This is a genomic window from Nocardia sp. NPDC057440, from assembly GCF_042802915.1.
Lineage (GTDB): Bacteria > Actinomycetota > Actinomycetes > Mycobacteriales > Mycobacteriaceae > Nocardia.
Window position 1 is genome coordinate 430,855 of the sequence record NZ_JBHVDF010000001.1, and the last position, 26,255, is coordinate 457,109.

Sequence of the window (26,255 nt, forward strand, 5' to 3'; positions counted from 1 at the left end):
AACTGAAAGAGCGGACTATCTCGCGTAAACAGCTGCGGAAGAAAGCAATTCGGCAACGCCGTCGATGTGATCGTAAAGATAGAAATGGCCACCGTCGAAGAGCGTGACCGCGCCGCCGCCGCCGCTGTGCCCGATCCACCGGCGCAGCTCGGCGACGGTCACGAAGTCGTCGTCGGCGCCACCGATGGCCTGAATCCGGGCCTGTACCCGCACTTCCGGATCACACTCGTAGGCGTCGAACGCGCGATAGTCGGCCTTGAGCGCGGGCAACGTCAGCCGCATGATCTCGCGATTGGCCAATACTTCCGCGCCGGTGCCGTTGAGCTCGGCGAGGCGGTCGAGCAGGGCCTCGTCCTCGGTCGGCAACGGCGTGCTGTCGGCGACCAACGCGGGCGCCACCGCGCTGGACGCGCCGAGCAGCGCAACCACTACGCCCGCGGCCTCGGCCTGCCGGACGAACTCGAACGCCACCATCGCGCCGACACTGTGACCGAACACGGTGATCGGAACGCCACGGTGATAAGGGGATTCAAGGAACTCCGCGAGTGCGCCACTGGCAAGTTCGGCGCAACTGGTCGCCATCGGTTCCGCTGCTCGGTCCTGACGTCCCGGATATTGCACGAGGACGACGTCGAAATCCTCACTCAGCCGCTTGGAAAAGGTGCGATAGGTCGAGGCACCGCTACCCGCGTGTGGAAATACCACCAGTGGCGGCAGTGTTTCGGCGGCGGGTTTGTGGAACTTTCGAATCCACCCAAGGTTCTTCGACATCAAAACGCTCCTACGCATAACGAGGCATCAGCGAATAGCCACCGCGGCAAGTAATTCGACCGTGGCGCGCTGCGACCCCCCGTCGATCTCCTCGGACGGCCTGGGGTCATACCGCCCGATGGAGGTTAGCATAGGATAACCTTACCGACATACCGCCAGGGTCACTACCGAATGGAGCTCGACACCGATGAACCCCACCGGGACGCCGTACATCCTCCCGCGCGAGCTGACCGACATCTCCGACGACGTGCGGGCAGCTCCGGCTCCTGCGCTCCCCATCCTGTCGGCGCCGTTCAGTATGCGCACCGCCGATCCGGACAGCGCCGACCCGGAGATGCTCACCGAGTGGATGAACCGACCGCACCTGATCGAGGCATGGGAACAATCGTGGACCGTTGATCGGCGCGAACAGGATCTCCGCGCACAACTGGCCGGAACCTATTCCCGGCCATGCATTGTCAGCTTCGACTTCGCCGCCGCCGACCGTCCCGAGCTCGGCAGTCGGGAAGTGGCGTATGTGGAGTTGTACCGTCCGGCCAAGGACGAGATTGCCCGGCTTTACCACGCCGATCCCTACGATGTGGCATTTCACGTCGCCACCGCGGAACAGGAACTGACCGGCCGCGGCGTAATAGCCTCGTTCATCGCCCACATGCTGCCCGCGATCTTTTCGGCAGAGCCGAATTGCCGTCGCCTGTTTGTCGATCCCGATCACCGCAATGTCGCGGTCCGCCGGTTGGCGGAGAAGTTCGGAGTCCCGCCCCTGGGCGAGTTCGACATTCGGCCGGATCGCCGGATCACCCTCTACACCCTGCCGCGGACCCCCGCGGACATGCCAACGCTGCGGCACTGACCGCGGGACCCGGCGCGGCGATCACCCGAGCGGCCGCATTCCCGCGCCGGCCAAGTGCGCGCCGGACTGTTGCCTGGCAGGCTCCGAACGCAGCACTCGATCCGAAAGTTCGCCGAGGCAGCTGAGATTCGGGAAGCCAGGCCCCTGCGCGACGGCGGCCAGATTGGGCAGGTAGAGCTTGGCCTCCATGCCGGCCACCGCCAGGTCGTAGCCGATCGACACCTCGATCCGCTGCTGGGTCGGCCTGCCGCCGACCGCCAACTCCAGCAGGTCCGCCGCGTCCTGATCGAACATGTCGAGGAACCACAGCGGCTGCCCGCCGGTGGCGTCGATCACCAGATCGAAGGTGTGCGACTGATCGGGGCGCATCTCGTTGCGCAGGGTCAGCGCTACCCCCTCGCCTTGCTCGGTCACCCGAACGGCCCGGCCCCGCAGGTGGTGCACCCGACTGTCGCCGAGCAAGGTCTCCTGCACCCGCACCGAGAAGACGCCGCGATCGGTCCTGCGGATGACCTCGCGGCGCTCCTGGACGGTCAGCCCTGCCCACTTGACCGGATCACTGAACAGCGCGTTCTCGAAATAGCTCTCACCGCGGGTATAGATCGTGGCCATCGGCGAGATCACCGAGATGGACAGCATGCCGTGGCGCACCAGTTCATCCAGCGCCGAGCCCGCGGTCTCGCCGCCGCCGATCACCGCGACCCGAGAGGAGACCGGCAGGCTGCGCCGACCGGCCAGGTCCCAGAACTGGGCGATGCTCAGCACTCTGGGATGGTCGGCGAGGGCTTTGGTGCTAGCGCCCGGTCCGGTGATCATCAGCTGGTCGGCGTCCAGCTGGATCGGGATGCCGTCGGGGTCGGTCGCGGTCACCAGCCAGCCGTCGGCGGCCGCGGCGATGGATCGCACAGTGCCGGATACCAGTTCGAGATCGATCTTGCGAGCCACCCACTGCAGGTACTTGGCCCAGACGTGATGGCGCGGACTCGGGCGGCCCCGATCAATCCATTCCGCGAAGGTGCCCTGCTCCACCAGGAACGATGTCCAGCTGTAGGCCGTCATGGCCGCGTCGATCTCCTGGTTTCGCCCGCGCGCCCAGGTCGAGTGGTAGGGGAAACCGATGTCCTTCTCCGGGCTCGTGCCGAGCTGATGCTGGCCATCGGTCCAACCACCGCTCGGCAGCCAGTTGCCGCCCACCGTGTGCGCCTCGACCACGACGACATGCGGGGCGGGCAGGCCGAGTTCCCGCAGCACGTGCGCTTTCGCCGCCACCGCAAGGGCTTTCGGCCCCGCTCCGACTACCAGAAGCGTTTCCACAGGTTCTCCACTCTTCTCCGACGCCATACGGCGGCCCTGCTGTGCGCACGGTCTGTTGTTCATGTGTCCGCGGCCACGAACTGAAACCCTCTCGGTTCATGTTTGCATAGGCTTACCTTATATTGCATTGTCGTACCCGCCCAGAGCGGCGACACTCACACCCGTGAACGATTGGATGGACCGATGACCAGCACCCCGAAGAAGCCGCTTGCACGCATCACCGCAACGGCATTCGCGCTCACCGCCGCCGCGATTGTCGGCGCGACGGGCATCGTTGTCACTGCGGCACCCGCCGCCGCCGCGCCCCTGGTGGCGCCGCTGCGCGTAGAGGCGCCCGGCGCGAGCCAGCTGACAGCGAAGCTGGGCGTCGCGCTCAATATGCGCGCCGCGCGCGCCACCCGTGCCGCAGAACTCGAATCGGGCGAGGCCGGCGTCGCGACGATGGACAAGATCGGCGGACTGCTCCTGGCCGCTCCACCGAGCTTGCGCTACAACGTCTTCGGCCCGTCCGTCTCCGGCGACCGAATCGACGCGCAGTTGCGGGTCAGCACGGAGGGCTACCCGGACTTCACCTACGACGTGTCCTGGAAGCAGATCGACGGCAGCTGGAAGCTGACCCGCGAGTCCGAGTGCAGCCTCGCCTCGGCGCTCGCGCTGTCCTGCTGACCGCAATCGCCCTGCCACGCAACGGCCGCCGCACTCCCTCGAGAGCGTCGGCGGCCGTTGCCGTCGCGCGGAGGGTGGGTACCACGCGACATCCAAGTGTCGTTAGGCTAACCTTACCCACATGGGCAAGGGATTCAACGGTCTGATGGTCAAAGCGTGGGGCGGCGACGACTACCGGCTCACGGTGACCTCCACCGACTATGTCACCGACAAGTACCTGCGGGTCGGCTTCACAGCCGGCGGTCTGCTCGCGCAGCATCCCGTACACCCCACGCAGTGGGTCCGGTGCTGGATTCCGGACAGCACCAGCGACAAGCTGCACCACCGCGGCTACACCCTGGTCGACCAGGACCCCGAGGGCGACCGTTTCGCCATCGAGTTCGCGCTGCACGATGGCCCCGCCTCGCAGTGGGCCCACAACGCCTCCGCCGGTGACGAACTCGATGTGACGGTGCTCGGCTCGGACTTCCAACTGCCCGAATCGACGCCGAGCGAGTACCTCATCTTCGGCGACACCGCCTCACTGCCCGCGATCAACACCCTGCTCGACGCGATCGGCGATACCCCGGCACGGGTCTGGCTGGAATGGCAGTACGAATCCGACACCACACTGCCCGTCCGCAATAAGCCCCATCACCAGGTCACCTGGCGGCAGCGCATCGACGACGGCCGCCTGCTGCGCGAGCAAGCCCAGGAGATCACCTGCCCGGCAGACGCGTTCGCCTGGGTCGCCTGCGACGGTCACACCACCCGCTCGATCGTCAAGACCCTCAAGCAGACCCACGGGCTGCCGAAAACCGCCGTCAAATTCCAGGCTTACTGGAAGTAGCCGCCCGGTCGATAGCAGGTGGGCTCGGAAATAGTTCGCTTGGTCGATCGGCAACGGCAGGAAACAGCAACGGATTCAGCACCGCCCCTGCGCAACACCATTGCGCAGGGGCGGTATGCAGCGCTGCCCATGCCAGGTGTGCCGCAGGCACCACCGGCCGATCCTGGAACAGTGCGCACCGCTTGCGTTCTACAGCGGGCAGTCACCGATGCTCCGTTATTCCTCACCACACCTGATTGTTTCGTCCTCGCCCGCGTCAGCGGAGGTGCGCACGGACCGTGCGGATACCCCGCGGGCGACCGACGACATCCTGGCGGCGTTTCCCCAGGAGCCGCTCCGCGGACCGCCTGCGGATGTTCGGGCGGTGGCACTCGCCACCCGAACATCCATGGCGAACCCGTCCCGGTAGTTCCTGAATTCCCTAGGCCGGCGCAGGCTCCAACCGCCATCCGGTGGCACGCGACCGCTCATTCCAGAAGTCGGCATACCGACCTTCCCGAGCCAACAGCTCCGCATGCGTGCCACGTTCGACGATCCGACCGCCATCCAGGAACAGGATCTGGTCGGCGTGCGCAACAGTGGCGAGCCGGTGCGCGACGACGATTACCGTTTTGTCCCTGGTGAGTTCGTGGATGCCGCGCACGACGACCGCCTCACTGTGTGGGTCGAGGGCGCTGGTCGCTTCGTCGAGCAGCACGATCGGAGCGTCCCTGAGCAGTGCCCGGGCGATCGAAACCCGTTGCCGCTCACCACCGGAGAGCGTGGCGCCACCCTCGCCGACCGCGGTCTCGAAACCGTCGGGCAGCCGATCGACGATCTCGTCCACCCTGGCCGCCTCCGCCGCGCGGCGCAGTTGGGCCTCGGTGGCACCGGGGCGGCCGATCCGAATGTTCTCCGCCACCGACTGATTGAACAGATAGACGTTCTGGAAGACCAGCGACAGCTGATTCAGCAGCGTCTCCGATGATTGTTCCCGCACATCGCGCTCACCGACAACGACGCGACCCGACTCGACATCGTAGAACCGCGCCACCAGCCGTAGCAACGTTGTCTTGCCCGCGCCGCTCGGTCCGACGATCGCGGTCGTGGTGCCTGTGGGCACAGAGAACGTCAACTCGGACAGCACTGGCTCGCCGGGTCGGTAACCGAAGGAGACGTCGTCGAAAACGACCGAAGAGGCTCCCGGGTCGACCGGCGACTTCGCCTCCGGCAGTACGGGTTCGGCCAGCAGTCCCGTGACCCGATCGGCGGCGGCCGCGGCCGACCGGAGCGCGCCGCCGAGTTGAGCGGCCTGATTCAGCGGTTCGATGAATCGGGAGCTCACCGCGACGAGCGCGATCGCGGCCGCCGCCGAAATGGCGCCGTCCGTAACCCGGCCCACCGCGATGTACACAAGCACGAGGAAGACCGCCTGCACGAACAGCCCGAAGACGATCAGGCCGGGCACTGTGACTGATATCAGCCGCGAAATGGCCGACCGCTGCCGCGCCAGCGCATTGTCCAGTGCACGGTTGCCCCGACCGACCGCGCCGAAGGCCCGCAGCACCGGTTGCGCCTGCGCGAATTCGACGACCCGCGAGTCGGCTTCGGCCGCCGCCTCGTGCATCTGCTGATCGGAGCGGGTGTACGCGCGGTTGCCCAGACTGTGGACCAGGAACAGGACCGGCGCAGCAAGCAGCATGGCCACCGAGATCCGCCAGTCGATGAACAGCATCCCGACCGCGACACCGAGCGGAACCACGATGTTGGTGAGCACCTTGGCCAGCAAGTACGCGATCAAGCCCTGAATCTCGCGCACGTTCTCGACAACGATCCTGGACAACGGTCCCGCACTCTGCGTCTCGAACCAGCCCAGCGGCAACGCATTCAGGTGATCGCCGAGCCTGGTCTGCAGGCCTCGCTGCATACCGACACCGATCCGCAGACCGATCGTGGCCTGTAAATAGCCGAAGACGGCCATTGCCGCGACGGCAACCACCATCCACGACACCCAGAACCAGGCGCGCCCGAGATCGTCGTCGAACAAGGCCTCCAACACCGGGACCAGTAGCAGGTACGCGACCGCCTGGCTCAGCGCCTGGGCGACGATAGCGCCGAACAGTTTCGGCGTCAGATGGGCATACTCGCTCGGAATCAGCCCGAGCACTTTACGAATCATCGTGTCCCCCTATTCTCGGCGGGTGCGGCATTGTCGACGAGTGCGGCATTCTCGACAAGTGCGATCGCACCGAGGGCCGCCTCATTGATTTCCCAGAGCCGCTGATAGGTGCCACCCGCATCGCGCAGGCTGTGTTGGTCACCCTGCTCGACCAAGGTCCCGTTCTCCAGTACCAGAATCCGGTCGACTGCGGTGATGGTGTGCAGCCGGTGCGCGATGACCAGCACGGTTCGGCCCGCGACCAGCACGGCCAGCGCATCCTGCACGGCCGCCTCCGATTCCGGATCAGCGAAGGCGGTCGCCTCGTCGAGGACCAGTACCGGGGTGTCTGCCAGCAGCGCACGCGCGATCGACAGTCGTTGCGCCTCACCGCCGGACAGGATCGCGTCGACACCGATCTCGGAGTCGTAGCCGCGGGGCAGTGACAGGATGCGGTCGTGGATCTGGGCGGCACGCGCGGCCAGCTCCAACGCGGCATCATCGGCATCGGGGCGAGCCAGCCGCAGGTTCTCACGAACCGTGCCACGGATCAGCCGCACATCCTGGAACACGAATCCGACTGTGCGATAGAGCTCATCGGCCGGGTAGTCGCGGATATCGCGGCCCGCGATCGTGATTCGGCCGGAACCGACGTCGTAGAAGCGGGGCAACAGCTTTGCCAGGGTCGACTTGCCCGACCCGCTCGGTCCGACCAACGCGGTGATGGTGCCGGGCGCCAACTCGAAGTCGATGCCGCGCAGCACCTCGTGATCCCTGCGGTAGCCGAAGGTGACGTTCTCGAACCGGACAACTCCCTTGGTCGAATCTCCCGAGTCCGCCAGTTCCGCACTGGGTTCGGGCGAGTGCAACTCTGGACTCTGCTGCAATTCGTGTAGCCGAACCGCGGCTGCGCCTGCCGCGCGCATTGCCTGAGCGCTGTATCCGATGCCGAGCAGCGAACTCCCCAAACCGAGACCGACCAGCAAGAACGGCAACATATCCAGCGGCGCCACCCAGTCGAGACCCACCGCCGCGAGCCCGGCAACGACAATGACCAGCATCACGAAGACCGGCGCGACCACGACTTCGGACGCCGACTGCACGCGGACGATCGGTGACTTCAAACGATCCAGACTCTTGGCTTGACCGTCCACCGCATCGTGAAACGCGGCGTGCGCCTGACCTGCCCGACCGAAGGCACGCACCACCTGAATGCCATCGACGAATTCGATGGTCGCATCCTGGGTACGGCGCTCCCATCGGTTGAATATCGCCATCCTGTCGCGGCCGTCCTGATCCATCATCCTGCTGAACAGCACCGCATAGGCGACCAGCGGGACGAGCAGCACCAGGGTGAGCCGCACGTCCACGGTGACCAGATAGCCGAGAGTGACCAGCGGGACGGTCAACGCGCCGACGAATTCCAGTCGCGCGTGCGCCACCAGATAGTGCAACGCCTCGACGTCGTCCTGGAGATACTTCTTCACCTCACCGGAGGACCGCTCGCCGAACCAGCCGAGCGGGACCCTCGTCAGCTTGGCCGCAAGCAACCTGCGCAGCGTGAGTTGATAGCTCGCATCCACCAGATGCGACCAGGTCAGCGCGGCGGCCTGCAGCAGGCCGCGTGCGACGAGCACGACAACGGCGATGAGCAACAGCCGCCACACCCGGTCGGTGTCCACCGAATCCGCGAGCAGTTCCCGGCACACCTCGACGATCAGGATGAATGGCACCACAGCGCACACCGAGGCGATCGCGACAATGATGCTCGCAAGCGTCAGCGTCCGCTGCACGGGCGCAAGGATTTCCTTGCGTGCCAAGGCTTCCTGCCGCTTGCGTTCCTTCTGTACCGCTTTGGGCGGCCGGTTTCCCGTCTCCGCCGCCGGTAGCGGCGCGAGCTCCACCGTCATTTGTCCTCGCCTCTCGACCCTTCGTGGTTCTGCCGGAATCGGCACCATCTTCACACACGAAGGACCACAAAGGTAGGTTAGGCTAAGTTATCCAAACTCCTGGAGGGCCTCACCCGAGGTCACACACATTTCCTTCCTCGAGCAATGCCCTTGACACCCTCGATCGGCAGCTCCGCGACACCACAGGTCGGCGGCTACGGCACGGGCGGCGCCGAACTCGCGCGGCGTGCCGCACCCCACCGGCCGCTGCTGCTCGCCGGTCGGAAACCGGCGCGCGGTGCCGCGCTCGGCACGACTACGTCGAATTCCTGGACCGGCTCGGTCAGGAATCGGGGTTGTCGACCGCGGCGTACGCCGGATGACGAATGTCACTGGGGATTTCCGGCCCGTACGGATCGGCGAAACAACCACCAGGGTGCACGAAAACTGCGTCGGGCCCGGTGCTTTCCGATGTTCGACGTGATGCGGAAGCCTCGGTGAACGGCAGGCCATACCGCCAACCCGCACCGTCGCCTCTGATTATCTTTCCACCGACAGCAATGCGACCCAACGGAATTCGATCAGCGCCGATCGCCATCCGGCTGTAGTCGCGAATATCAATAGGTGGAGTTGTGAAAATGTTCGTGACGCAAATCATTTCGACCAGTGCCGATTGCCGAACAGATCCCGGCGAACTCACCGCGGGCGAGGCTCATCGCGCGATGCAGGTGCATCTGTCCTGCGGCGTGGATGTGTGCAAGGTTCGCCGCAGGGCGCGCCGGACCTTGGTCGAGGCCCGCCTGATGGTGCTGGATGAGCGGGCGGAGCCGTAGCCGGGCCCGATGGAATCGGCGAAGGCACGACGGCGTTACCTACCGTCATGACCACCACGGAATCCGATCGCTCCCCTGTCGTCGACACCAGCACCGCCTTCGGCGCCAAGGTCTCCGCACGCCTCGACAACGAACAAGTCATCTGGCTGACCACCGTCGGCGCCAGCGGAACCCCCCAACCGAACCCCGTCTGGTTCCGCTGGGACGGCAAGGAATTTCTGTTCTTCAGCCAGGCCGACAAACCCAAGTTGCGCAATATCGCCCGCAATCCACGGGTCTCACTCAACCTCAACGCAACCGACACCGGCGGCGATGTCGTCGTCCTCACCGGCACCGCACGCATCGACGAATCCGGCGCCACCGCCGCGGAAATCGAGGCATATACCGAGAAATACACCCAGGGTCTGGTTGATATCGCGATGACCGACGAACAGTTCTATGCCGAATACTCCGTCGCGGTCCGGGTCGAGCCCGACCGGCTGCGCGGCTTCTGATCCACGAATCCGGCATCGGCGTCCAGGTCGGCGGAGCGAGCCGACTACTGTCATTCCCGATGAGAAGGAGGCAGCAGCCGCCGTTGCCCAAGCGGTACGGCCTGGATCCGGCCCGCCTCCGCCTGCCGGAGGAGGGCGATTGGGCGACCGTTCGTGACCATCTGGTCGAGCGGCTGCCCCGAGTGCCCGCGGCCAGAATCGACCAGCTGCTGCGCGAAGGCGGCATCGTCGATCTCGACGGCCCGCTCGCGCTCGACGCGCCCTATGTCCCCGGTGGCGCGGTGTGGTTTCACCGGGATTTGCCCGACGAGACCACAGTGCCCTTCGCCATCACCGTCGTACACCGCGACGACGACCTGCTCGTGGTGGACAAGCCGCATTTCCTTGCGACCATTCCGCGTGGTCAGCATATTTTGCAGACCGCGCTGGTCCGGTTGCGTCGCGAGCTCGACCTGCCCGATCTCATCCCGGCGCACCGGCTCGACCGCGTCACCGCCGGGCTGATCCTCTTCGTCGCGAATCCGGCGCGACGTGGGGCGTACCAGACGATGTTCCACAAGCGCACCGTCCGCAAGGAGTACGAGGCGATCGCCCCCTACGATCCCGCGCTCGAGCTGCCGCGCACTGTGCGCAGCCGGATCATCAAGGAAAAGCAGGTGCTCGTCGCGCAGGAAGTGGCCGGCGAGCCCAACGCCGAAACGCGCATCGAACTGCTGGAACACCGTGACGGGATCGGCCGCTATCGGCTGCGCCCGCTGACCGGGCGCACCCACCAGCTGCGGCTGCATATGAACGGCCTCGGCATCCCGATCCTCGGCGACGATTTCTACCCGGTGCTCACCGACAAGCCGGTGGACGATTTCACCAGGCCACTGCAATTGCTCGCGTCATCGCTGGAGTTCACCGACCCGATCACCGGTGTGCCACGCCGCTTCGAGACCACGCGCCGTCTGCAAGCCTGGACCGAGCCGGAAGCATGGGCTCACTGAAACACGTTTTAGTCAGATCGATCACAAGTCTTCCCAGGCCGCGGCCGTTACGTAGACTGGGCCGGATGCTTCAACAGGACTTCGAAGAAGCGGCTCCACCCCGCCACCGATTTCATGCCTACATCGACGTCGCCGTCGTTGTGGCCGTCCTGGCAGGCACCAATCTGATCGCCCACTTCACCACGGCGCTGGCCAGCATCGTGACCGTCCCGGTCGCCGCCCTCGTGCTGCTGGCACTGGTTCGACGTCGCGGACTCGGCTGGTCCGAGCTGGGACTCTCGCCGCGACACTGGCGCCGCGGCTCGATATACGCGCTGGCCGCTGTCGGCCTGGTGCTCACCGTCGTCGCGGTCGGTGCGATGTTGCCGATGACCCGTCCGTTCTTCCTCGCCGACCGCTACGCCACCATCTCCGGCGCGCTGATCGCGTCGATGATCGTCATCCCACTGCAAACGGTGATCCCTGAGGAGCTGGCGTTCCGCGGTGTGCTGCACGGCACCCTCGATCGGGCCTACGGCGCCCGTGGCGTGTTCGCCGCGGGGTCTCTGCTGTTCGGCCTGTGGCACGTCGCCTCGTCGTTCGGGCTGACCTCGGGCAACCGGGGACTGAGCGGACTCATCGGCGGCGGCGTCGCCGGCCAGATCATCGGCATCATGCTCGCCGTCGCGGCGACCGCCGCCGCGGGCGTGGTGTTCACCTGGCTGCGCAGGCGCAGCGGCAGCCTGCTCGCCCCGATCGCCCTGCACTGGTCGGTCAACGGAGCGGGAGCCCTCGCAGCCGCCATCGTCTGGCACACCACACTCAGCTGATCGGGCTACATTGCGAAGATGCCCCTAGGACACCTCGGCATCAACGTCGGCGATCTTGTTACCGCCCACGCCTATTACGACGAACTCATGCCGTTGCTCGACTACGAGCCACTGTTGCACGATGGCACGCAATTCGCCTTCCGGCCGAGCAATGGCAAGGTCGGCACCTTCCTCTTCTTCTATCCCGCCGAATCGTCCGGTTATTCGCGCGCGCACCCCGGACTCCAGCACCTGGCCTTCATGGTCCGCACCCGCGCGGCTGTCGACCGCGTGCACACCTGGGCCGCCACCCGCGGGGATGAAATCATCCACACTCCACAGGAATTCCCGCAGTATCCGCCGCCCTACTACGCCACATTCTGGACCGGTCCCGACGGCGTCATGCTCGAGGCGGTCTGCCACAAGAACGCCTGATGCGGCCACCGATCGCTCGCACGATTCGAATGGTTGGCCGATTGTTATTCGAGCACGTGTTCGAGCGCGGCATTGACCTCGCAGAGATCTCGGTTTAGTCTCACTGCGATCACACATATGTTCGAGCAAGTAGGTCTCACGATATGACACCTGCTCCTGGGAAGGCTCGCGATGCGCGACGGATCGTCGACCGATAATTCCGAGATCGCCAGTTCCGAGATCGCCGCATTGGCACAGCGAGTCGCCGCCGCGCGTGGCAAGTTGCCCCTGCAGCACGATGCGGCGCTCCTGGCGGTGTTGTCCGATGCGGAGATCGCGGCGGAACGCGAACTCGCGGAATGGGTTCGGGCCCAGCGGCGCGGGCAGCGGCGGCGGGCGGTCGAGGACGAGCTCGCGGCCGAGGAGCGCGACCGGCGTACCGCGGCTGCCATCAGGAAGGCCGACGACGCCGACGCGCGATGGCATCGGCGTGCGCTCGCGGCGCGGCGACGGGTGTCGAATCAGGATGCGCGACTTGCCCAGCTGTACCGGCGCGCGGAATGGTCGTCGCGGGCACTGATCGCGGTCGTGGTGCTCGGCATGGTGTGGGCCGGGGTCAACGTGCAGCACAATCTGGTCCCCAGCGGCGATATGACCGACCCGCTGTACTGGTTGAGCTACGGCATCGAGGCGATGATCTCGATCCCGATCATCACCATCATGGTCGCCGCGACGACGGCCGCGCGATGGGGTCGTGAACTCGCCCGCGGCAAAGTCATCTTCTTCGAGAGCGCATTGCTCGGCACCACCATCGCACTGAACGCGGGCCCACATCTGGCCGCGGGCGCGCTCGGTCGCGCCGCCGAATACGCGATCGCGCCGGTCATGGTCGGCGTCGTGATCTGGCTGCACGCATGGGTGTCAGGGCGCTATGCGGTGCTGATCGACAGCGCACCGGTAGTCGAGTCGAACGACCTGCCCGGTGTGCAGCCGAGTCACCGTGTCACCGCCGAGGTCCCGGTCGCGGCAATCCCGCGCGACGAACCCACCGACCTGCTGGAATTGCTCGCCGCACGGGATATCGAATCGATTGTCGACGCGGTTTCCGTAGAGCGTTGCGCGGAGGTCGCCGACCCTGGCGGCCGCAACGGCGCACCCACCGCCGAACCCGCGGCGAGCTATCCGCTGCACGCGGTGCCGCTTACTCGGCGCAATGGCAAGCAGCACACGGGAACCGCCGCCGCGCAGCAGAATTCCGATACGCAGCAGAATTCCGACGCTCGACCGAATGGCAACGTTCAGTCGATTGACAATGCGCAGCCGATTTCCGGCATTCGGCCGAATTCCCACGGCGCGCAGCACCCCTCGACGTCCGCCACGAATGCCAGCAGACGAGAGCCGGAGCCGCACAGCTCCACGAACCGCGGCGGGGACAACGAAAAGTCCGGGAACGGCGCGGGATCCGACCTGGACGAGCGCCGGAAATCCGCGCCGCGCAACCACACCGAAGCGGGCGGGAGCAATGGAAGGCCTGGCGTCGACCAGCGTCCCCGACCGGCCGATCGCCGGAATGCCCAGCCGCGCACTCCCCTCGACCCCACCGCGAGCGCGGAACCGCCCGACGACGAGCGCCGCAATTCCGTGGACGTGATCAACGAAACCGTCCACGCCCTCTCCGCGGACACCATCCTGTCCGAGAACGACGACATGGTCGCCGAGCTCGACGATGTCGAGGTGTGGGCGGTAGCACGGGAGATCGCGGAACGCGGCCTCTCCACCCTCCCGGTCGAGCAGCTCGCCGAAATCCTCATCCTCGCCGACCAGTCCTGGACCGAAACCGGCATCGGCAATGAGGTCGGACTGTCCCGTGCCGCGGTCTCGCGGGTGCTCGAGTCCGCACGCAAGGTGCGCCGCCCGTACGCCGTCAGCTGATCGCGGAGATGAAGCAGGCCGCACCGGCTCGAATCTTCCCCTTGGACGTTTCGGCCCTGTGACTGGCCGGGTCACCGAGTCGATCGACCAGCCCGATACCAACCAGCACAGTCGGCGCGCGACCTCGGGCAGATGCCGGTCGGAACGCCCTGACGCGGCGAACGGAACGAAAACGGCCGCCCGACTCGGATGTTCCGAGCGGACGGCCCTTTTCGTTGGCGAGCTACCGGCGCCGCTCCCCGGTGTTCGACCAACCCCCGTTCGACTGGCCACTGGTGGCCGGGATCTGCTGCGAGTCGTTGCGCCGCGGGGTGTAGGAGCCTTCGGCAGACCAGCCCGCATCGTTCTGCTTCGCACCCCGATCACCGTGACCCGGCCACCAGGCCCGGTGGCCGAGCAGCGCGGTGACCGCCGGAGTGAAGAACATCGCCATGACGAAGGCGGCGATGGCAATGCCGACCGAGATGGCGAAGCCCATCTGGGACAACACATTGTTGCCCGCCAACATCATCGAGGCGAAGGTCCCCGCCAGGATGACGCCCGCCGCGGCGATGGTCGGGCCGGTGTGGTGCACGCCGAGCGCGGCGGCCTGGCGCGGGTCGCGCCCCTCGCGGGCCTCTTCCCGCAACCGGGCGACCATCAGGATGTTGTAGTCGGTGCCGAGCGCGACCACGAACAGGTACATGATCACCGGAAGGGTGAAGATCAGACCCGAATTGCCTTGGAAGTGCTGGAAAACCAGCACCGCGGCGCCGAGCGTCGCGGCGAATCCGAGGAATACCGAAGCCATCAGGTACCACGGCGCGACCACGCTGCGCAGCAGCAGCGCGAGCACGATCATGATCAGAATGGCCGCCACCGGGAACACGATGGTGTAGTCGTGATTCATCGCGTCCTGGAAGTCGACGAAGACCGAGGTGATGCCACCCACGACGGCGGTCGTGCCCGCGGGCGCCGCGGCGTGTGCGATGTCACGCAATGGACCACGAACCGTGTCCAGCGCGGCATCCGATTCCGGCGCGGAATTCAGCGTCACCTGGAATTCGGCGACCGCGCCGTCACTCGACGGATGTGGCTCCGATACCTGGCCGACGCCCTGCACACCGGCCAGCGCGGCACGATAATCCGTGAGCTGAGCGGCGGTCAGTGCACCGCCCTCCGACCGCAGCAGCACATCCGAAGGCTGCGTGGCTCCCGCGGGCATGCCTTTGAGCAGTTCCTTGCTGTAGACGGCGGATTCGGAAGTATCCGAGGTCGAACCCGAGCTGAGATCGAAAGTGGGGTTGAAGCCGAAGGCAACCACGCCCAGTGCGACGAGCACGCCACCGGAGACCACGGCGAACGCACCGGGACGACGCCCGAGCGCCGCGCCGACCGCGGCGAACCGCGCTCCCTTCGGCTCCACCTGCCACGCCTTCGACGGCCAGAACACCTTGGTGCCGAGCAGCGAAACAATCGCGGGAACCAGGGTGAGTCCGGCCAGCAGCGCCACCGCGACCGCGATCGCCAGTGCCGGGCCGAGCGCACGGAACATGCCGAGGGTGGACAGCGTCAGCGCCATGAACGCGATGATCACCGCGCCCGCTGCCGAGGTGATCGCCTCACCGACCCGGGTGACGGCACTGACCATGGCAGTCTTCGGATCCTCGCCTGCCCGCAGCCGTTCGCGGTAGCGGAACATCAGGAACAGGATGTAGTCGGTGCCGACGCCGAACAGCACGACCAGCAGGATGGCGCTGACCGAACTGTCCACCTTGAGGTCGAAAGCCTTGCTCACCATGGCAATCAGGCCGCCGACGGTGCTGGAGACCCCGCCGATCACGATGATCGGCAACAGTGCGATCACCGGGCTGCGGAAAATGATCAGCAACAGCACCAGAATCAGCACGATAGTGGCGATGCCGATGATGGCCATGCCCTTCGCGCTGGATTCCGTCTGGTCCAGCATCTGTGCCGCCTGACCGGTGAGACCCGCCTTCAGATCCGTATCCTTCAGCTTCGCCTGGAGCGCGTCACGCAGCGCCTTGACCGCATCGCTCTGCGTCGTGTCACCTGCGGTGGTCACCTTCGTCATCTGCACCGCCGCAATCTGCACGAGCCGATTCTCGGCAGGTGGCGCGGGCTGAATTCCGGTGACGTCCTTGATCTTTTCATCACCGAGCTGTGCCGCGATCGCCGCGACCCGCGCCGCGTTCTCGTCGTTCAGCGGTGCGTTGTCGGCCCGCTTGAACACGATGATCGCCGCAGGCGCCGCACTCTGCGGAAAGGCCTTCTGCTGCAACTGCATCGCTTGAATCGACTCGTAATGCGAGGGCAGGAATTCGGATTGGTCGGTGGTCGAGGTGAGTTTCGGCGCCGAGGCCACCACCGCGATCACGATGAGCAGCCACGCGCCGATCACCTTCCACGGGTTGTGGACGACCACGCGTCCCAGTCGAGCGAACATGTCGGAGAAGTCCTTTCGAGACTTAGCGGTCAGATCCTGGCAGTTCAGACGTCGAGGTCTTGGGAATACGGGTGCTCGGTCACGTCGGCGAGCGTGCGGTAGATCTTCTCCGGCACCCGGTCGCGCAACTGTGCGAGCGAGTCCACCACCTCGACCGTGAAGTCACCCCGGCCCAACCCGTCGGCGCCGAGCATCCCGCGCCAGTTCTTCCAGTTCTGCCAGTCCTTGAACCAGTCGGTCGACTCGGCGAGGTCCGACCATTCGGACCGCTGAACATAGACCACATACTTGCCCTTACGGCTCAGGTAGACCCGAACCGTCTCGATCCCGGACTTGCTGTACTGCCGTGATTCACCGACAAGCCGACCGAAGAAGCGCTGCCGCCTGGCACCACCGGGCCCGACCTTCAGCACCACCTCACCGAACTCCTCCGAAGCACCCTTGTGCAGGTCGATCCCCTCGGCCGCCGACTGCTCCTCCGATGCGGCACTGGACAGCTTCTGCGTATCAGTGGACATATTCCCCTCATTTCATCAATCAATGCGCAAATGTGCATCGAAGTACCAGCGGCGGCACCCATCGACCCCGTCGCGGTTCATTGATCTGCTGTTTCCGGAATGCCAACCTTTGAATCGCCCAGCATTCCGACTGGACTCACTATAAGTAGATGTATACGTATAACGCAACCTGCCGCGCAACCAGCCGCCCCCGGCCACGCGTCGTCGACCCACGAGTGACACACCGTGGCGGGGCCACTCTCGGTTTCGGTCGGCCGCAGCGATATGCCGCTCACACCGCTGGTTCGGGGCGGGGCGCAGGAGCCGCTGGGGCTCAGGCGGTCTTCTCGAATGCTCGGCGCGCAGACTCCTGTCGCCGTACGGCGCTGCGCCGCTGCGCGGCACCGACCAGCAGCGCCAGCCCCACCCCGGGGATGAGCCCGAGGGCCGCGGACGCGCCGAAGCCCGCGGCATAGCCGCCCGCGTCGATGGCGATGCCCGCGACCGAACTACCGACGCCGTTGCCGAGAGTCATTGCCGCGCCATGCCAGCCGATGGCCTCACCGCGACCGGACTCCGGCACGATCCGGCTCAACTGGTCGACGGATGCGGTGAGGGTCGGTGCGCACAGCAGGCCGGCGAACAAGCCCGCCGCGCCGAGGAACACCGGGCCACCGGCGAAAGCCATCGGGATGGTTGTCGCGCCGAGGCCCGCGAGGAGCGGAAACGTCGAAATACGCCGGCGCAGTACGCCGTAGACCAGGCCGCCGACCAGCGAGCCGAAGCCCCAGATCGCCAGGATCACGCCGAGCCAGCGCTGCGCACCGAACTCTCGGATGGCGGAGACGAAAGTCAGCTCGGAGCCGGCGAGCACTGCTACGGCGGCGCACGCGCCGACGCACAGCGCCACGAACTCGATACGGAACCACGCGCGCCGCGCAACCGGAGTCGCGTCCGAGCGATCCTCGTCGGCAGACCGTAGCGGCGGATTCCGGAACCACACAAGAACGCCGGCGAGCACCAGGCACATCTGCACGCAGAACAACACGACGGTGGTGGACCAGATGGCGGTGGCGGCGACACCGAGCACCGGCCCGACCATGAACGCGGCCTCCACCGACACCGATTCCAAGGCGAGCGCGGGCTGCCGGTTCTGCTCGGTCGTGGCCGCGATGACCGCCTGGCGCACCACGGTGAAGATCGGAATGTCGAACAGTCCCGCGACCGCGGCGAGCACCAGCAGCGGGACGTAGTCGACGAACGGCGCGAAGGACCAGCACACCGCACCGACCAGGATCGAAGGCAGAATCGTGCGCCGCAGCCCCAGCCGATCGAGAAACCTGCCGCGCCATGGTCCACTCACCGCGACGCAGACGGTGACGATCGCACTCAGCACGCCCGCTTGAACGTAGGACCCATGCAGCGTCTGCACGACATGCAGCGCGAGCAGCACGGACCCGGCGAAGAACGGGATTCGAACCAGCGCACCCAGCAGTAGCACATCGCGCACCGCGGAGCTGGAAAGGACCTCCCGATAGGACCGCACCCCATCGAGCCTCGCACGCCCGCCGGTCAGCGCGCCAGCAATTTTTCCACCACCATCGGGTTTCCGGAAAAGATTGTGCGGCAACACGCCCTGGCCACCTGCCGCACCAACGACGAAGGCCCGCCTCCCGAACGGGAAGCGGGCCTTCGACCGGTGAACTCAGTTTTTCGAGATAAGGCTTACTTGGCCTTCTCGAGGACCTCGACCAGACGCCAGCGCTTGGTGGCCGACAGCGGACGGGTCTCCATCAGCTGAACGCGGTCACCGATACCGGCGATCTCGTTCTCGTCATGCGCCTTCACCTTGGAGGTGGTGCGAATGATCTTGCCGTAGAGCTTGTGCCGGTTACGGTCTTCCAGCTCGACGACAATCGTCTTGTTCATCTTGTCCGAGACAACGTAGCCGACACGTACCTTGCGGCTGTTGCGCTCTTCCTGCTTCTCGCTCATGCCGCATCTCCCTTGCCAGCGGGTGCCGTGGCCAGACCGAGCTCGCGCTCACGCATGACCGTGTAGATCCGCGCGATCTCGTGACGAACGACGCGCAGCCGACGGTTGTTGTCCAGCTGACCCGTCGCCATTTGGAAGCGCAGGTTGAACAGCTCTTCCTTCGACTCACGCAGGCGGGCGACGAGCTCCTCTTCGGTGAGCTCGCGGAGCTCTGCGGCCGGTGTTCCGGTAGCCATCAGAACTGCTCCTCCCTCGTGACGATCCTGCACTTCATCGGGAGCTTGTGCATCGCGCGGCGCAGGGCCTCGCGAGCGGTCTCCTCATTGGGGTAACTCATTTCGAACATCACGCGACCGGGCTTGACGTTCGCGATCCACCACTCCGGCGAACCCTTACCGGAACCCATGCGGGTCTCGGCAGGCTTCTTGGTGAGCGGGCGATCCGGGTAGATGTTGATCCAGATCTTGCCGCCACGCTTGATGTGGCGGGTCATCGCGATACGAGCCGACTCGATCTGCCGGTTGGTGACGTAGGCGGGCTCGAGAGCCTGGATGCCGTACTCACCGAACGCGACCGAGGTGCCGCCCTTTGCCATTCCGGAACGACCCGGGTGATGCTGCTTCCGGTGCTTGACCTTCCGTGGCATCAACATGCGTCAGCCCTCCTGCTTTTCTGCCGGAGCGTCGGCAACCGCAGTGGCGGTGGCTGCACGCCCGGCCTCAGTGCTGGTCGCGGTGGTGCCGGCCGAACCGGACCGACGCGGGCGGCTCGGCCGCTCGCGACGCTCGCGGCGGTCGCCGGCCGCGGGCGCGGCCGAAGCCGTGACCTCGCGCTTGCCACCGACGATGTCGCCCTTGTAGATCCAGACCTTCACACCGATGCGACCGAAGGTGGTCTTGGCCTCGTACAGGCCGTAGTCGATGTCCGCACGCAGCGTGTGCAGCGGAACCCGACCCTCACGGTAGAACTCCGAGCGCGACATTTCGGCGCCACCGAGGCGGCCCGAGCACTGCACGCGGATGCCCTTGACGTTCGGCGAACGCATGGCCGACTGGATGGCCTTACGCATCGCACGACGGAACGCCACACGGTTGGACAGCTGCTCGGCCACACCCTGGGCAACGAGCTGCGCATCCGACTCGGCGTTCTTCACCTCGAGGATGTTCAGCTGCACCTGCTTCTTGGTGAGCTTCTCCAGCTCCGCACGGATGCGGTCGGCCTCGGCGCCGCGGCGACCGATGACGATGCCGGGACGCGCGGTGTGGATGTCGACGCGAACCCGGTCACGGGTGCGCTCGATCTCGACCTTCGAGATTCCTGCCCGCTCCATGCCAGTGGCGAGGAGCTTGCGGATCTGGACGTCTTCCTTCACGTATTCCGCGTACTGCTTGTCCGCGTACCAACGCGACTTCCAGTCGGTGGTGATACCGAGGCGGAAGCCATGGGGGTTGATTTTCTGTCCCATTTACTTTGCCCCTCCCTTCCGGCGGTTACGAGTGGATCCACCGGCGGTGGGCACGCTCTCGACCTCGATGGTGATGTGGCTGGTGCGCTTCCGGATCCGGAACGCCCGACCCTGTGCACGCGGCTGGAACCGCTTCATGGTCGCGCCCTCATCGACGAAAGCCGTCGAGATAACGAGCGTGGCCGGGTTGAGGCCGAGGTTGTTCTCGGCGTTCGCCGCGGCACTCGCCACGACCTTGGCAACCGGCTCGCTCGCTGCCTGCGGCGCGAACTTCAGGATCGCCAGTGCGTCCTCGACTCGCTTGCCGCGGACCAAGTCCACAACGCGACGAGCCTTCATCGGGGTCACGCGAACGTGCTTGGCGGTCGCGCGAGCCGTCGGATTCTGAGTCTCAGTGGTCATCGCCGCTTGCTCTTCCGGTCGTCCTTGACGTGGCTCCTGAACGTGCGCGTCGGCGCAAACTCACCGAGCTTGTGCCCGACCATGTTGTCCGACACGAACACCGGGACATGCTTGCGACCGTCGTGGACGGCGAAAGTGTGACCGATGAAGTCGGGGATGATCGTGGAACGACGCGACCAGGTCTTGATGACCTGCTTGGTGCCCTTTTCGTTCTGAACGTCCACCTTCGCGAGGAGGTGATCGTCGACGAACGGGCCCTTCTTCAGACTGCGTGGCATCTTCTACTCCCTCCTGGTTATCGCTTGTTCTTGCCAGTGCGGCGGCGGCGGACGATGAGCTTGTCGCTCGGACGGTTGGGCTTGCGGGTGCGGCCTTCCGGCTGACCCCACGGGCTGACCGGGTGGCGACCACCGGAGGTCTTACCCTCACCACCACCGTGCGGGTGGTCGACCGGGTTCATGACGACACCACGGACGGTTGGGCGGCGACCCTTCCAGCGCATACGGCCGGCCTTGCCCCAGTTGATGTTCGACTGCTCGGCGTTGCCGACCTCGCCGACGGTGGCGCGGCAGCGCACGTCGACACGACGGATTTCGCCGGAGGGCATACGCAGCGTGGCGTAGGGGCCTTCCTTACCGAGCAGCTGGATGCTGGAGCCGGCGGAGCGAGCCATCTTCGCGCCACCGCCCGGACGCAGCTCCACGTTGTGAATCGTGGTACCGGTCGGGATGTTGCGCAGCGGCAGGTTGTTGCCCGGCTTGATGTCGGCCGTGGGCCCGGACTCGATCGGGGTGCCCTGCGCGATGCCCTTCGGCGCGATGATGTAGCGCTTCTCGCCGTCCACGTAGTGCAGCAGCGCGATGTTGGCGGTCCGGTTCGGGTCGTACTCGATGTGAGCGACCTTGGCCGGGATGCCGTCCTTGTCCAGTCGACGGAAGTCGATCAGACGGTAGGCGCGCTTGTGGCCGCCACCGCGGTGCCGAGTGGTGATGCGACCGTGCGCATTACGACCACCCTTGCTGTGCAGCGGGCGAATCAGCGACTTCTCGGGGGTCGACCGAGTGATCTCGGCGAAGTCCGAGACGGACGAGCCACGGCGACCGGGGGTTGTCGGCTTGTATTTACGGATTGCCATGAGTTCTTCTCTTCTTTCTGGAGTCCCAGGCGCTTACGCGACCGGGCCTCCGAAGATCTCGATGGGCTTGCTGTCGGCCGAGATGGTCACGAGCGCGCGCTTGGTGTTCTTGCGCTTGCCGTAACCGAAGCGGGTCCGCTTGCGCTTGCCCTGACGGTTGGCGGTGTTGACGCTCGTGACCGTGACACCGAAGACCTTCTCGACGGCAATCTTGATCTGCGTCTTGTTGGAGTCCGGGTGCACGATGAAGGTGTAGGTGCCTTCCTCGATCAGTCCGTAGGACTTCTCCGAGATGACCGGCGCCAGCAGGATGTCGCGGGGGTCGGCGATGGTGGTCACTTGCTCTCCTCCTGTGCAGCTTCGGCGGGGCCGTGCACGAAGGCATTCAAGGCCTCGACGCTGAACACCACTTCGTCGCTTTCCAGCACGTCGTAGGTGTTGAGCTGATCCGGCGCGATCGGGTGCACGAACTCCAGGTTCTGCACGCTCTTCCAGGCCGCGAGATCCTCACGTCCGAGGACGAGGAGGAACTTCTTGCGGTCCGAGAGCTCCGCGAGGAAGCTCTTGGCCGTCTTGGTCGACGGGGCCTGCCCGGCAACCAGTTCGGTGATCACGTGGATGCGCTCGTTGCGCGCCCGGTCAGACAGTGCTCCGCGCAAGGCAGCGCGGATCATCTTCTTGGGGGTGCGCTGGCTGTAGTCACGCGGCTGTGGGCCGTGGACGGTGCCACCACCGGTGAACTGCGGCGCGCGGGTCGAGCCCTGACGGGCGCGGCCGGTGCCCTTCTGCCGGTACGGCTTCTTGCCACCACCGCGGACTTCACCGCGGGTCTTGGTGGAGTGCGTGCCCTGACGGGCCGCGGCAAGCTGCGCGACGACGACCTGATGCATCAGCGAGATGTTGGCGGTCGCGTCGAAGATCTCCGCGGGGAGTTCGACGGTGCCATTGGTCTTGCCGCCCAGTTCTTTGACCGGAAGCGTCAGATTGGTCTTCTTCTCCAGGCTTGTCATGCGTGTGCACCACCCTTCACGGCGCTCTTGACGACGACGACGTTGCCGCGACGACCCGGGATCGCTCCCTTGATCAGCAGCAGGCCGTTCTCGACGTCCACCTTGTGAACCGACAGGTTCTGCGTGGTGACGCGATCGTTGCCCATCCGGCCCGACATCCGCATGCCCTTGAACACACGGCCGGGGGTGGCGCAACCACCGATGGAACCCGGGCGGCGGTGCACGGCCTGCGCACCGTGCGAGGCGCCCTGACCGGCGAAGCCGTGGCGCTTCATGGTGCCCGCGAAGCCCTTGCCCTTGCTGGTGCCGGTCACGTCCACGTACGCGCCCTCTTCGAACACCTCGGCAGTCAGCTCCTGGCCGACCTCGAAGGTGGAAGCATCCGCAACGCGGATTTCGGCGACGTGGCGACGCGGGGTGACACCGGCCTTGGCGAACTGGCCGGAGACCGGCTTGTTCACCTTGCGCGGGTCGATGGCGCCGAAAGCGACCTGGACGGCGCTGTAGCCGTCGCGCTCCACGGTGCGAATCTGGGTAACGACGTTCGGTCCGGCCTTGATGACGGTCACGGGAACGACGCGGTTCTTGTCGTCGAACACCTGGGTCATGCCGAGCTTGGTGCCCAGGATGCCGGCCGCTGGCCTGTTCTTGTTATCAGTCATGTCTCGAGTCCCCGTCACTGAATGTTGACGTCGACGCTGGCCGGCAGGTCGATGCGCATGAGCGCGTCAACCGTCTTCGGCGTCGGGTCGAGGATGTCGATCAGCCGCTTGTGCGTACGCATCTCGAAGTGCTCGCGCGAGTCCTTGTACTTGTGCGGCGAACGGATGACGCAGTACACGTTCTTCTCGGTCGGCAACGGCACCGGCCCGACGACACGGGCCCCGGTGCGGGTCACCGTCTCCACGATCTTGCGCGCTGAGGCGTCGATCGCTTCGTGGTCGTAGGCCTTGAGCCTGATGCGGATCTTCTGTCCCGCCACGCTAAGTGTCCTTTTCTCCGCTTTTCCTTCGTGATCCGGAAGCTGGCTTCCGTACCACCCTCAATTTGCACAGCCCGAACACACGAAGACGTCTCGCTAAGAGATCGCGACCGGGCACGCCCGATCCTCGCCGCTGTTCATCTGTCATGGTTCTCCGGTCCACGCGGTCGGGCGTGTCGCCCATCCGCTCATTCCTCTGCCCCGGAATCGAAATTCACCTCAGGCTTCGGAACACTGTCCCGGACGTACCCACGCTGGAATCCAGCGAGGTACACGATTGGGTACTGCTCGCCTCGCCACCCACCACAACCCGAAGAACAGGCATGGCCCGGTGCAAGGCAACCCGAACAGTATGCCCGACGCCGCCGGTGACTTCAAATCCGCCCCCCGCGCCACACCACCGGCCACCCACAGCGCAGGTCAGACCGCGAATCCCGGGCGCGCCCCCGAGCCGATCGCGCCCGAAATCCGGACGTCGGCACCCTATCGGCCGAGAACTTACTTATGAGTAAGATGTGGGCATGACGAAAGAGACCGCCACCTACCGCGGCTGGAAGAAGCTGCCGGATAACCGGCTCGGGCACGCGCTGTTCTCCCTCGGCATGGTCGCGCGGGTGCCGTACTTCGGCACGGTGCTGCCGAGCGTGGTGCGGCTGGAGCCCGGACTGTGCGAGGTGACCTCACCCAAGTGGTTCGGCATCCACAACCATCTGGGCACCTACCACGCCATCGCGGCGTGCAACCTGGCCGAGGTGGCGATGGGAATGCTCAGCGAGGCGACGGTGCCGGGCACGCACCGCTGGATCCCGAAGGCCATGAACGTCCAGTACCTGGCCAAGGCGGAGACCGGGCTGCGCGCGGTCGCGAAGCTGCCGGAGATTCCGGACTTCACTCGGATCACCGAGGGCCAGGACCTGATCGTGCCCGTCTCGATCTACGACAAGAACGGGCGCGAGGTCGTGCACGCCGACATCACCACCTGGGTCACCCCGAAGTAGCAGGCGATCGCCCTCGGCACCGCGTTTCCCGAGGATGACGACGGCCGCCTCGGGAAAAAGTGGTGATCGGTGTCGCAGACAGTTGCATCGGCGTGGCCGCGCGATTTGAATGCCGGTATGAGTGTCAGCGCCGGCTCCGATGTCGAACTCTGTGTGGTCGGACTCGGCCCGACCGGCCGGGCGCTGGCACACCGCGCGATGCGGGCCGGGCTGCGGGTCACCGCGGTCGACCCGCGACCCGACCGGCTGTGGCCGCCCACCTTCTCCTGCTGGATCGACGAGTTGCCGGAGTGGTTGCCGCCCAGCGCGATTGCCGCGAGGATCGCCGCGCCGACCGTCTGGACCAGCACCGAGCATCGCATCGAACGCCCCTACTGCGTGCTGTCGAAGACCGGCCTGCGTGCTGCGCTGCCGCTCGACGACGCCACCGTGGTCGCAGGCAGGGCCACCAGGGTCGATGCCAACGAGGTCGAGCTCGACGACGGGACAATCCTCAGGGCCGCAATGGTTTTCGACACCCGCGGGTTACCCACGCTCGGGCAGCGCCGCGCCGCGAGCGCGCACGGCATTTTCGTCGCCGCCGAGACCGCGGCGCCGATGATCGCCGACGGCGAAGGACTGCTGCTGGATTGGCGGCCGGAGAACGGCGCGGGAGCGGACGAGCCGCCGTCGTTCCTCTATGCCGTCCCACTCGGCGACGGCACGGTGATCTTCGAGGAAACCAGCCTCGGCCTGCGCGGCGGCATGCCACAGCACGAATTGCGCAAGCGCACCCTGAACAGGCTGGCCGCACACGGCATCACCCTCACCGGCGCGGAGCCGAGCGAGGCCGCGCACTACCCGCTCGACCAGCCGCCACCGAAAAAGGGTACGGCGCAAGCGATTCCGTTCGGATCGCGCGGCGGCATGATGCACCCGTGCACCGGATACAGCGTCGCCGATTCCCTCGCCCTCGTCGACACCGCGGTCAGCGCACTCCAGCAGGGCCGCGACCCCATCGCCGAACTATGGCCGTGGCAGGCCCGGCTGACCTACTGGATGCGCATGCGCGGCCTCTTCGGCCTCGGCCGCCTGACCACCGAACAGACCATGTCGATGTTCGACGCCTTCTTCACCGCCTCGCCCCGCGGCCAACGCGCCCTGCTCTCGGCCCACGCCGACTACACCGCACTCGGCGCGGTTCTGTTCAACACCGTCGCGCACACCTGGCCCTTCCGCTGGCGCTACGACCTCGTCGGCTGGACCAATCGGAATCGCTGGGCCGACTACCCGTTCACCGAGTCGCCGGAACGCGCCGAAGGGGGGGGGGGGGGGGGGGGGGGGGGGCCCCCCCCCCCCCCCACCCCCCCGTGTAGGCCGCGCCGGGGGGGGGCGGGGGGCGCGGCGCGCCCAGCGCGAGCGAGGGAGACCACACCA

General features: G+C 66.1%; 29 protein-coding genes. 11 read left to right on the top strand and 18 right to left on the bottom strand.

Going from position 1 to position 26,255, the window contains the following annotated elements:
- Positions 1-15: 15 nt before the first annotated feature.
- On the bottom strand, positions 16-771 hold the full coding sequence (locus ACFU4Z_RS01920) for a thioesterase II family protein (RefSeq protein ID WP_379058911.1): 756 nt from the start codon (positions 769-771) through the stop codon (positions 16-18).
- A 187-nt stretch (positions 772-958) separates the two neighbouring features.
- On the opposite strand from ACFU4Z_RS01920, the gene ACFU4Z_RS01925 reads away from it, so the two are divergent.
- Positions 959-1,624, top strand: coding sequence for a GNAT family N-acetyltransferase (locus ACFU4Z_RS01925; protein WP_379058914.1), 666 nt, complete (start codon positions 959-961; stop codon positions 1,622-1,624).
- A 21-nt stretch (positions 1,625-1,645) separates the two neighbouring features.
- Here ACFU4Z_RS01925 and ACFU4Z_RS01930 read toward each other — a convergent pair whose 3' ends face one another.
- Positions 1,646-2,938, bottom strand: coding sequence for a SidA/IucD/PvdA family monooxygenase (locus tag ACFU4Z_RS01930; protein WP_379058916.1), 1,293 nt, complete (start codon positions 2,936-2,938; stop codon positions 1,646-1,648).
- Positions 2,939-3,121: 183 nt separating this feature from the next.
- On the opposite strand from ACFU4Z_RS01930, the gene ACFU4Z_RS01935 reads away from it, so the two are divergent.
- Both ACFU4Z_RS01935 and ACFU4Z_RS01940 read left to right on the top strand, forming a co-directional pair.
- Positions 3,122-3,604 carry a hypothetical protein gene (locus tag ACFU4Z_RS01935; RefSeq protein WP_379058919.1) on the top strand — a complete coding sequence of 161 codons (483 nt, stop codon included), beginning with the start codon at positions 3,122-3,124 and terminating at the stop codon, positions 3,602-3,604.
- A gap of 121 nt (positions 3,605-3,725) precedes the next feature.
- Positions 3,726-4,433 carry a siderophore-interacting protein gene (locus tag ACFU4Z_RS01940; protein ID WP_379058921.1) on the top strand — a complete coding sequence of 236 codons (708 nt, stop codon included), beginning with the start codon at positions 3,726-3,728 and terminating at the stop codon, positions 4,431-4,433.
- A gap of 421 nt (positions 4,434-4,854) precedes the next feature.
- Here the strand turns inward: ACFU4Z_RS01940 and ACFU4Z_RS01945 are convergent, their stop codons facing one another.
- Both ACFU4Z_RS01945 and ACFU4Z_RS01950 read right to left on the bottom strand, forming a co-directional pair.
- A complete protein-coding gene (locus ACFU4Z_RS01945; RefSeq protein ID WP_379058923.1) occupies positions 4,855-6,591 on the bottom strand; it encodes an ABC transporter ATP-binding protein in 1,737 nt (578 codons plus the stop codon).
- On the bottom strand, positions 6,588-8,480 hold the full coding sequence (locus ACFU4Z_RS01950) for an ABC transporter ATP-binding protein (protein WP_379058924.1): 1,893 nt from the start codon (positions 8,478-8,480) through the stop codon (positions 6,588-6,590). Before ACFU4Z_RS01950 ends, ACFU4Z_RS01945 begins: the two co-directional genes overlap by 4 nt.
- Positions 8,481-9,097: 617 nt before the next feature.
- Here ACFU4Z_RS01950 and ACFU4Z_RS01955 point away from each other — a divergent pair.
- The 6 genes from ACFU4Z_RS01955 (at position 9,098) to ACFU4Z_RS01980 (ending at position 13,909) form a co-directional block, all read left to right on the top strand.
- Positions 9,098-9,292 carry a hypothetical protein gene (locus ACFU4Z_RS01955; protein ID WP_379058927.1) on the top strand — a complete coding sequence of 65 codons (195 nt, stop codon included), beginning with the start codon at positions 9,098-9,100 and terminating at the stop codon, positions 9,290-9,292.
- 47 nt (positions 9,293-9,339) lie between these two features.
- Positions 9,340-9,786, top strand: a complete 447-nt coding sequence (locus ACFU4Z_RS01960) for a TIGR03667 family PPOX class F420-dependent oxidoreductase (protein ID WP_379058929.1) — start codon at positions 9,340-9,342, stop codon at positions 9,784-9,786.
- A gap of 59 nt (positions 9,787-9,845) precedes the next feature.
- On the top strand, positions 9,846-10,775 hold the full coding sequence (locus tag ACFU4Z_RS01965; RefSeq protein ID WP_379058932.1) for an RluA family pseudouridine synthase: 930 nt from the start codon (positions 9,846-9,848) through the stop codon (positions 10,773-10,775).
- A gap of 65 nt (positions 10,776-10,840) precedes the next feature.
- Positions 10,841-11,584 carry a CPBP family intramembrane glutamic endopeptidase gene (locus tag ACFU4Z_RS01970; protein WP_379058935.1) on the top strand — a complete coding sequence of 248 codons (744 nt, stop codon included), beginning with the start codon at positions 10,841-10,843 and terminating at the stop codon, positions 11,582-11,584.
- A gap of 18 nt (positions 11,585-11,602) precedes the next feature.
- The gene (locus tag ACFU4Z_RS01975; RefSeq protein WP_379058938.1) at positions 11,603-11,998 is read left to right on the top strand and encodes a VOC family protein; all 396 of its coding nucleotides are present in this window, start codon (positions 11,603-11,605) and stop codon (positions 11,996-11,998) included.
- Between the two features lie 171 nt (positions 11,999-12,169).
- A complete protein-coding gene (locus ACFU4Z_RS01980) occupies positions 12,170-13,909 on the top strand; it encodes a hypothetical protein (RefSeq protein WP_379058941.1) in 1,740 nt (579 codons plus the stop codon).
- 223 nt (positions 13,910-14,132) lie between these two features.
- Here the strand turns inward: ACFU4Z_RS01980 and ACFU4Z_RS01985 are convergent, their stop codons facing one another.
- From ACFU4Z_RS01985 to rpsJ, 14 genes are all read right to left on the bottom strand, one after another.
- A complete protein-coding gene (locus ACFU4Z_RS01985; RefSeq protein WP_379058945.1) occupies positions 14,133-16,355 on the bottom strand; it encodes an MMPL family transporter in 2,223 nt (740 codons plus the stop codon).
- A gap of 44 nt (positions 16,356-16,399) precedes the next feature.
- A complete protein-coding gene (locus tag ACFU4Z_RS01990) occupies positions 16,400-16,873 on the bottom strand; it encodes an EXLDI protein (RefSeq protein ID WP_379058948.1) in 474 nt (157 codons plus the stop codon).
- A gap of 313 nt (positions 16,874-17,186) precedes the next feature.
- Positions 17,187-18,398 (bottom strand): MFS transporter, encoded by a 1,212-nt coding sequence (locus ACFU4Z_RS01995; protein ID WP_379058951.1) that lies wholly within the window; start codon positions 18,396-18,398, stop codon positions 17,187-17,189.
- A 179-nt stretch (positions 18,399-18,577) separates the two neighbouring features.
- Positions 18,578-18,847 (bottom strand): 30S ribosomal protein S17, encoded by a 270-nt coding sequence (gene rpsQ, locus ACFU4Z_RS02000; RefSeq protein WP_378687966.1) that lies wholly within the window; start codon positions 18,845-18,847, stop codon positions 18,578-18,580.
- On the bottom strand, positions 18,844-19,083 hold the full coding sequence (gene rpmC, locus ACFU4Z_RS02005; RefSeq protein ID WP_328409156.1) for a 50S ribosomal protein L29: 240 nt from the start codon (positions 19,081-19,083) through the stop codon (positions 18,844-18,846). Before rpmC ends, rpsQ begins: the two co-directional genes overlap by 4 nt.
- Positions 19,083-19,499: a 50S ribosomal protein L16 gene (gene rplP / locus ACFU4Z_RS02010; protein ID WP_067519522.1), complete on the bottom strand. Its 417-nt coding sequence runs from the start codon at positions 19,497-19,499 to the stop codon at positions 19,083-19,085. Before rplP ends, rpmC begins: the two co-directional genes overlap by 1 nt.
- Before the next feature lie 3 nt (positions 19,500-19,502).
- Complete coding sequence (gene rpsC / locus ACFU4Z_RS02015; RefSeq protein ID WP_328409153.1) at positions 19,503-20,312, bottom strand: 30S ribosomal protein S3; 810 nt, start codon at positions 20,310-20,312, stop codon at positions 19,503-19,505.
- Entirely contained in the window at positions 20,313-20,714 is a 402-nt protein-coding gene (rplV, locus tag ACFU4Z_RS02020) for a 50S ribosomal protein L22 (RefSeq protein ID WP_328409152.1), read from the bottom strand.
- On the bottom strand, positions 20,711-20,992 hold the full coding sequence (gene rpsS / locus ACFU4Z_RS02025) for a 30S ribosomal protein S19 (protein ID WP_364903870.1): 282 nt from the start codon (positions 20,990-20,992) through the stop codon (positions 20,711-20,713). The genes rplV and rpsS overlap by 4 nt, the downstream gene beginning before the upstream one ends.
- Positions 20,993-21,009: 17 nt before the next feature.
- Positions 21,010-21,849: a 50S ribosomal protein L2 gene (gene rplB / locus ACFU4Z_RS02030; protein ID WP_379058956.1), complete on the bottom strand. Its 840-nt coding sequence runs from the start codon at positions 21,847-21,849 to the stop codon at positions 21,010-21,012.
- Positions 21,850-21,882: 33 nt separating this feature from the next.
- On the bottom strand, positions 21,883-22,188 hold the full coding sequence (rplW, locus tag ACFU4Z_RS02035) for a 50S ribosomal protein L23 (RefSeq protein ID WP_040731336.1): 306 nt from the start codon (positions 22,186-22,188) through the stop codon (positions 21,883-21,885).
- Complete coding sequence (rplD, locus tag ACFU4Z_RS02040; protein WP_379058958.1) at positions 22,185-22,859, bottom strand: 50S ribosomal protein L4; 675 nt, start codon at positions 22,857-22,859, stop codon at positions 22,185-22,187. The genes rplW and rplD overlap by 4 nt, the downstream gene beginning before the upstream one ends.
- Positions 22,856-23,521, bottom strand: a complete 666-nt coding sequence (gene rplC, locus ACFU4Z_RS02045) for a 50S ribosomal protein L3 (RefSeq protein WP_328409146.1) — start codon at positions 23,519-23,521, stop codon at positions 22,856-22,858. The genes rplD and rplC overlap by 4 nt, the downstream gene beginning before the upstream one ends.
- A gap of 14 nt (positions 23,522-23,535) precedes the next feature.
- Entirely contained in the window at positions 23,536-23,841 is a 306-nt protein-coding gene (gene rpsJ, locus ACFU4Z_RS02050; RefSeq protein ID WP_003938093.1) for a 30S ribosomal protein S10, read from the bottom strand.
- Positions 23,842-24,362: 521 nt separating this feature from the next.
- On the opposite strand from rpsJ, the gene ACFU4Z_RS02055 reads away from it, so the two are divergent.
- On the top strand, positions 24,363-24,839 hold the full coding sequence (locus ACFU4Z_RS02055; protein WP_379058961.1) for a hotdog fold domain-containing protein: 477 nt from the start codon (positions 24,363-24,365) through the stop codon (positions 24,837-24,839).
- A gap of 117 nt (positions 24,840-24,956) precedes the next feature.
- A partial coding sequence (locus tag ACFU4Z_RS02060) for a lycopene cyclase family protein (RefSeq protein ID WP_379058964.1) occupies positions 24,957-26,255 on the top strand: 1,299 nt, incomplete at its 3' end.

Coding starts and splice junctions, on each gene's coding strand:
- ACFU4Z_RS01980 (WP_379058941.1), top strand. CDS start 12,170: ATGCGCGACGGATCGTCGACCGATAATTCCGAGATCGCCAGTTCCGAG.
- rplV (WP_328409152.1), bottom strand. CDS start 20,714: ATGACCACTGAGACTCAGAATCCGACGGCTCGCGCGACCGCCAAGCAC.
- ACFU4Z_RS01955 (WP_379058927.1), top strand. CDS start 9,098: ATGTTCGTGACGCAAATCATTTCGACCAGTGCCGATTGCCGAACAGAT.
- rpmC (WP_328409156.1), bottom strand. CDS start 19,083: ATGGCTACCGGAACACCGGCCGCAGAGCTCCGCGAGCTCACCGAAGAG.
- ACFU4Z_RS01920 (WP_379058911.1), bottom strand. CDS start 771: ATGTCGAAGAACCTTGGGTGGATTCGAAAGTTCCACAAACCCGCCGCC.
- ACFU4Z_RS01990 (WP_379058948.1), bottom strand. CDS start 16,873: ATGTCCACTGATACGCAGAAGCTGTCCAGTGCCGCATCGGAGGAGCAG.
- ACFU4Z_RS01965 (WP_379058932.1), top strand. CDS start 9,846: ATGAGAAGGAGGCAGCAGCCGCCGTTGCCCAAGCGGTACGGCCTGGAT.
- ACFU4Z_RS01940 (WP_379058921.1), top strand. CDS start 3,726: ATGGGCAAGGGATTCAACGGTCTGATGGTCAAAGCGTGGGGCGGCGAC.
- ACFU4Z_RS01935 (WP_379058919.1), top strand. CDS start 3,122: ATGACCAGCACCCCGAAGAAGCCGCTTGCACGCATCACCGCAACGGCA.
- rplB (WP_379058956.1), bottom strand. CDS start 21,849: ATGGCAATCCGTAAATACAAGCCGACAACCCCCGGTCGCCGTGGCTCG.
- rplC (WP_328409146.1), bottom strand. CDS start 23,521: ATGACTGATAACAAGAACAGGCCAGCGGCCGGCATCCTGGGCACCAAG.
- rpsS (WP_364903870.1), bottom strand. CDS start 20,992: ATGCCACGCAGTCTGAAGAAGGGCCCGTTCGTCGACGATCACCTCCTC.
- ACFU4Z_RS01960 (WP_379058929.1), top strand. CDS start 9,340: ATGACCACCACGGAATCCGATCGCTCCCCTGTCGTCGACACCAGCACC.
- ACFU4Z_RS01925 (WP_379058914.1), top strand. CDS start 959: ATGAACCCCACCGGGACGCCGTACATCCTCCCGCGCGAGCTGACCGAC.
- rplD (WP_379058958.1), bottom strand. CDS start 22,859: ATGACAAGCCTGGAGAAGAAGACCAATCTGACGCTTCCGGTCAAAGAA.
- ACFU4Z_RS01970 (WP_379058935.1), top strand. CDS start 10,841: ATGCTTCAACAGGACTTCGAAGAAGCGGCTCCACCCCGCCACCGATTT.
- ACFU4Z_RS02055 (WP_379058961.1), top strand. CDS start 24,363: ATGACGAAAGAGACCGCCACCTACCGCGGCTGGAAGAAGCTGCCGGAT.
- ACFU4Z_RS01945 (WP_379058923.1), bottom strand. CDS start 6,591: ATGATTCGTAAAGTGCTCGGGCTGATTCCGAGCGAGTATGCCCATCTG.
- ACFU4Z_RS01975 (WP_379058938.1), top strand. CDS start 11,603: ATGCCCCTAGGACACCTCGGCATCAACGTCGGCGATCTTGTTACCGCC.
- ACFU4Z_RS01950 (WP_379058924.1), bottom strand. CDS start 8,480: ATGACGGTGGAGCTCGCGCCGCTACCGGCGGCGGAGACGGGAAACCGG.
- rpsC (WP_328409153.1), bottom strand. CDS start 20,312: ATGGGACAGAAAATCAACCCCCATGGCTTCCGCCTCGGTATCACCACC.
- ACFU4Z_RS01985 (WP_379058945.1), bottom strand. CDS start 16,355: ATGTTCGCTCGACTGGGACGCGTGGTCGTCCACAACCCGTGGAAGGTG.
- rplP (WP_067519522.1), bottom strand. CDS start 19,499: ATGTTGATGCCACGGAAGGTCAAGCACCGGAAGCAGCATCACCCGGGT.
- rpsQ (WP_378687966.1), bottom strand. CDS start 18,847: ATGAGCGAGAAGCAGGAAGAGCGCAACAGCCGCAAGGTACGTGTCGGC.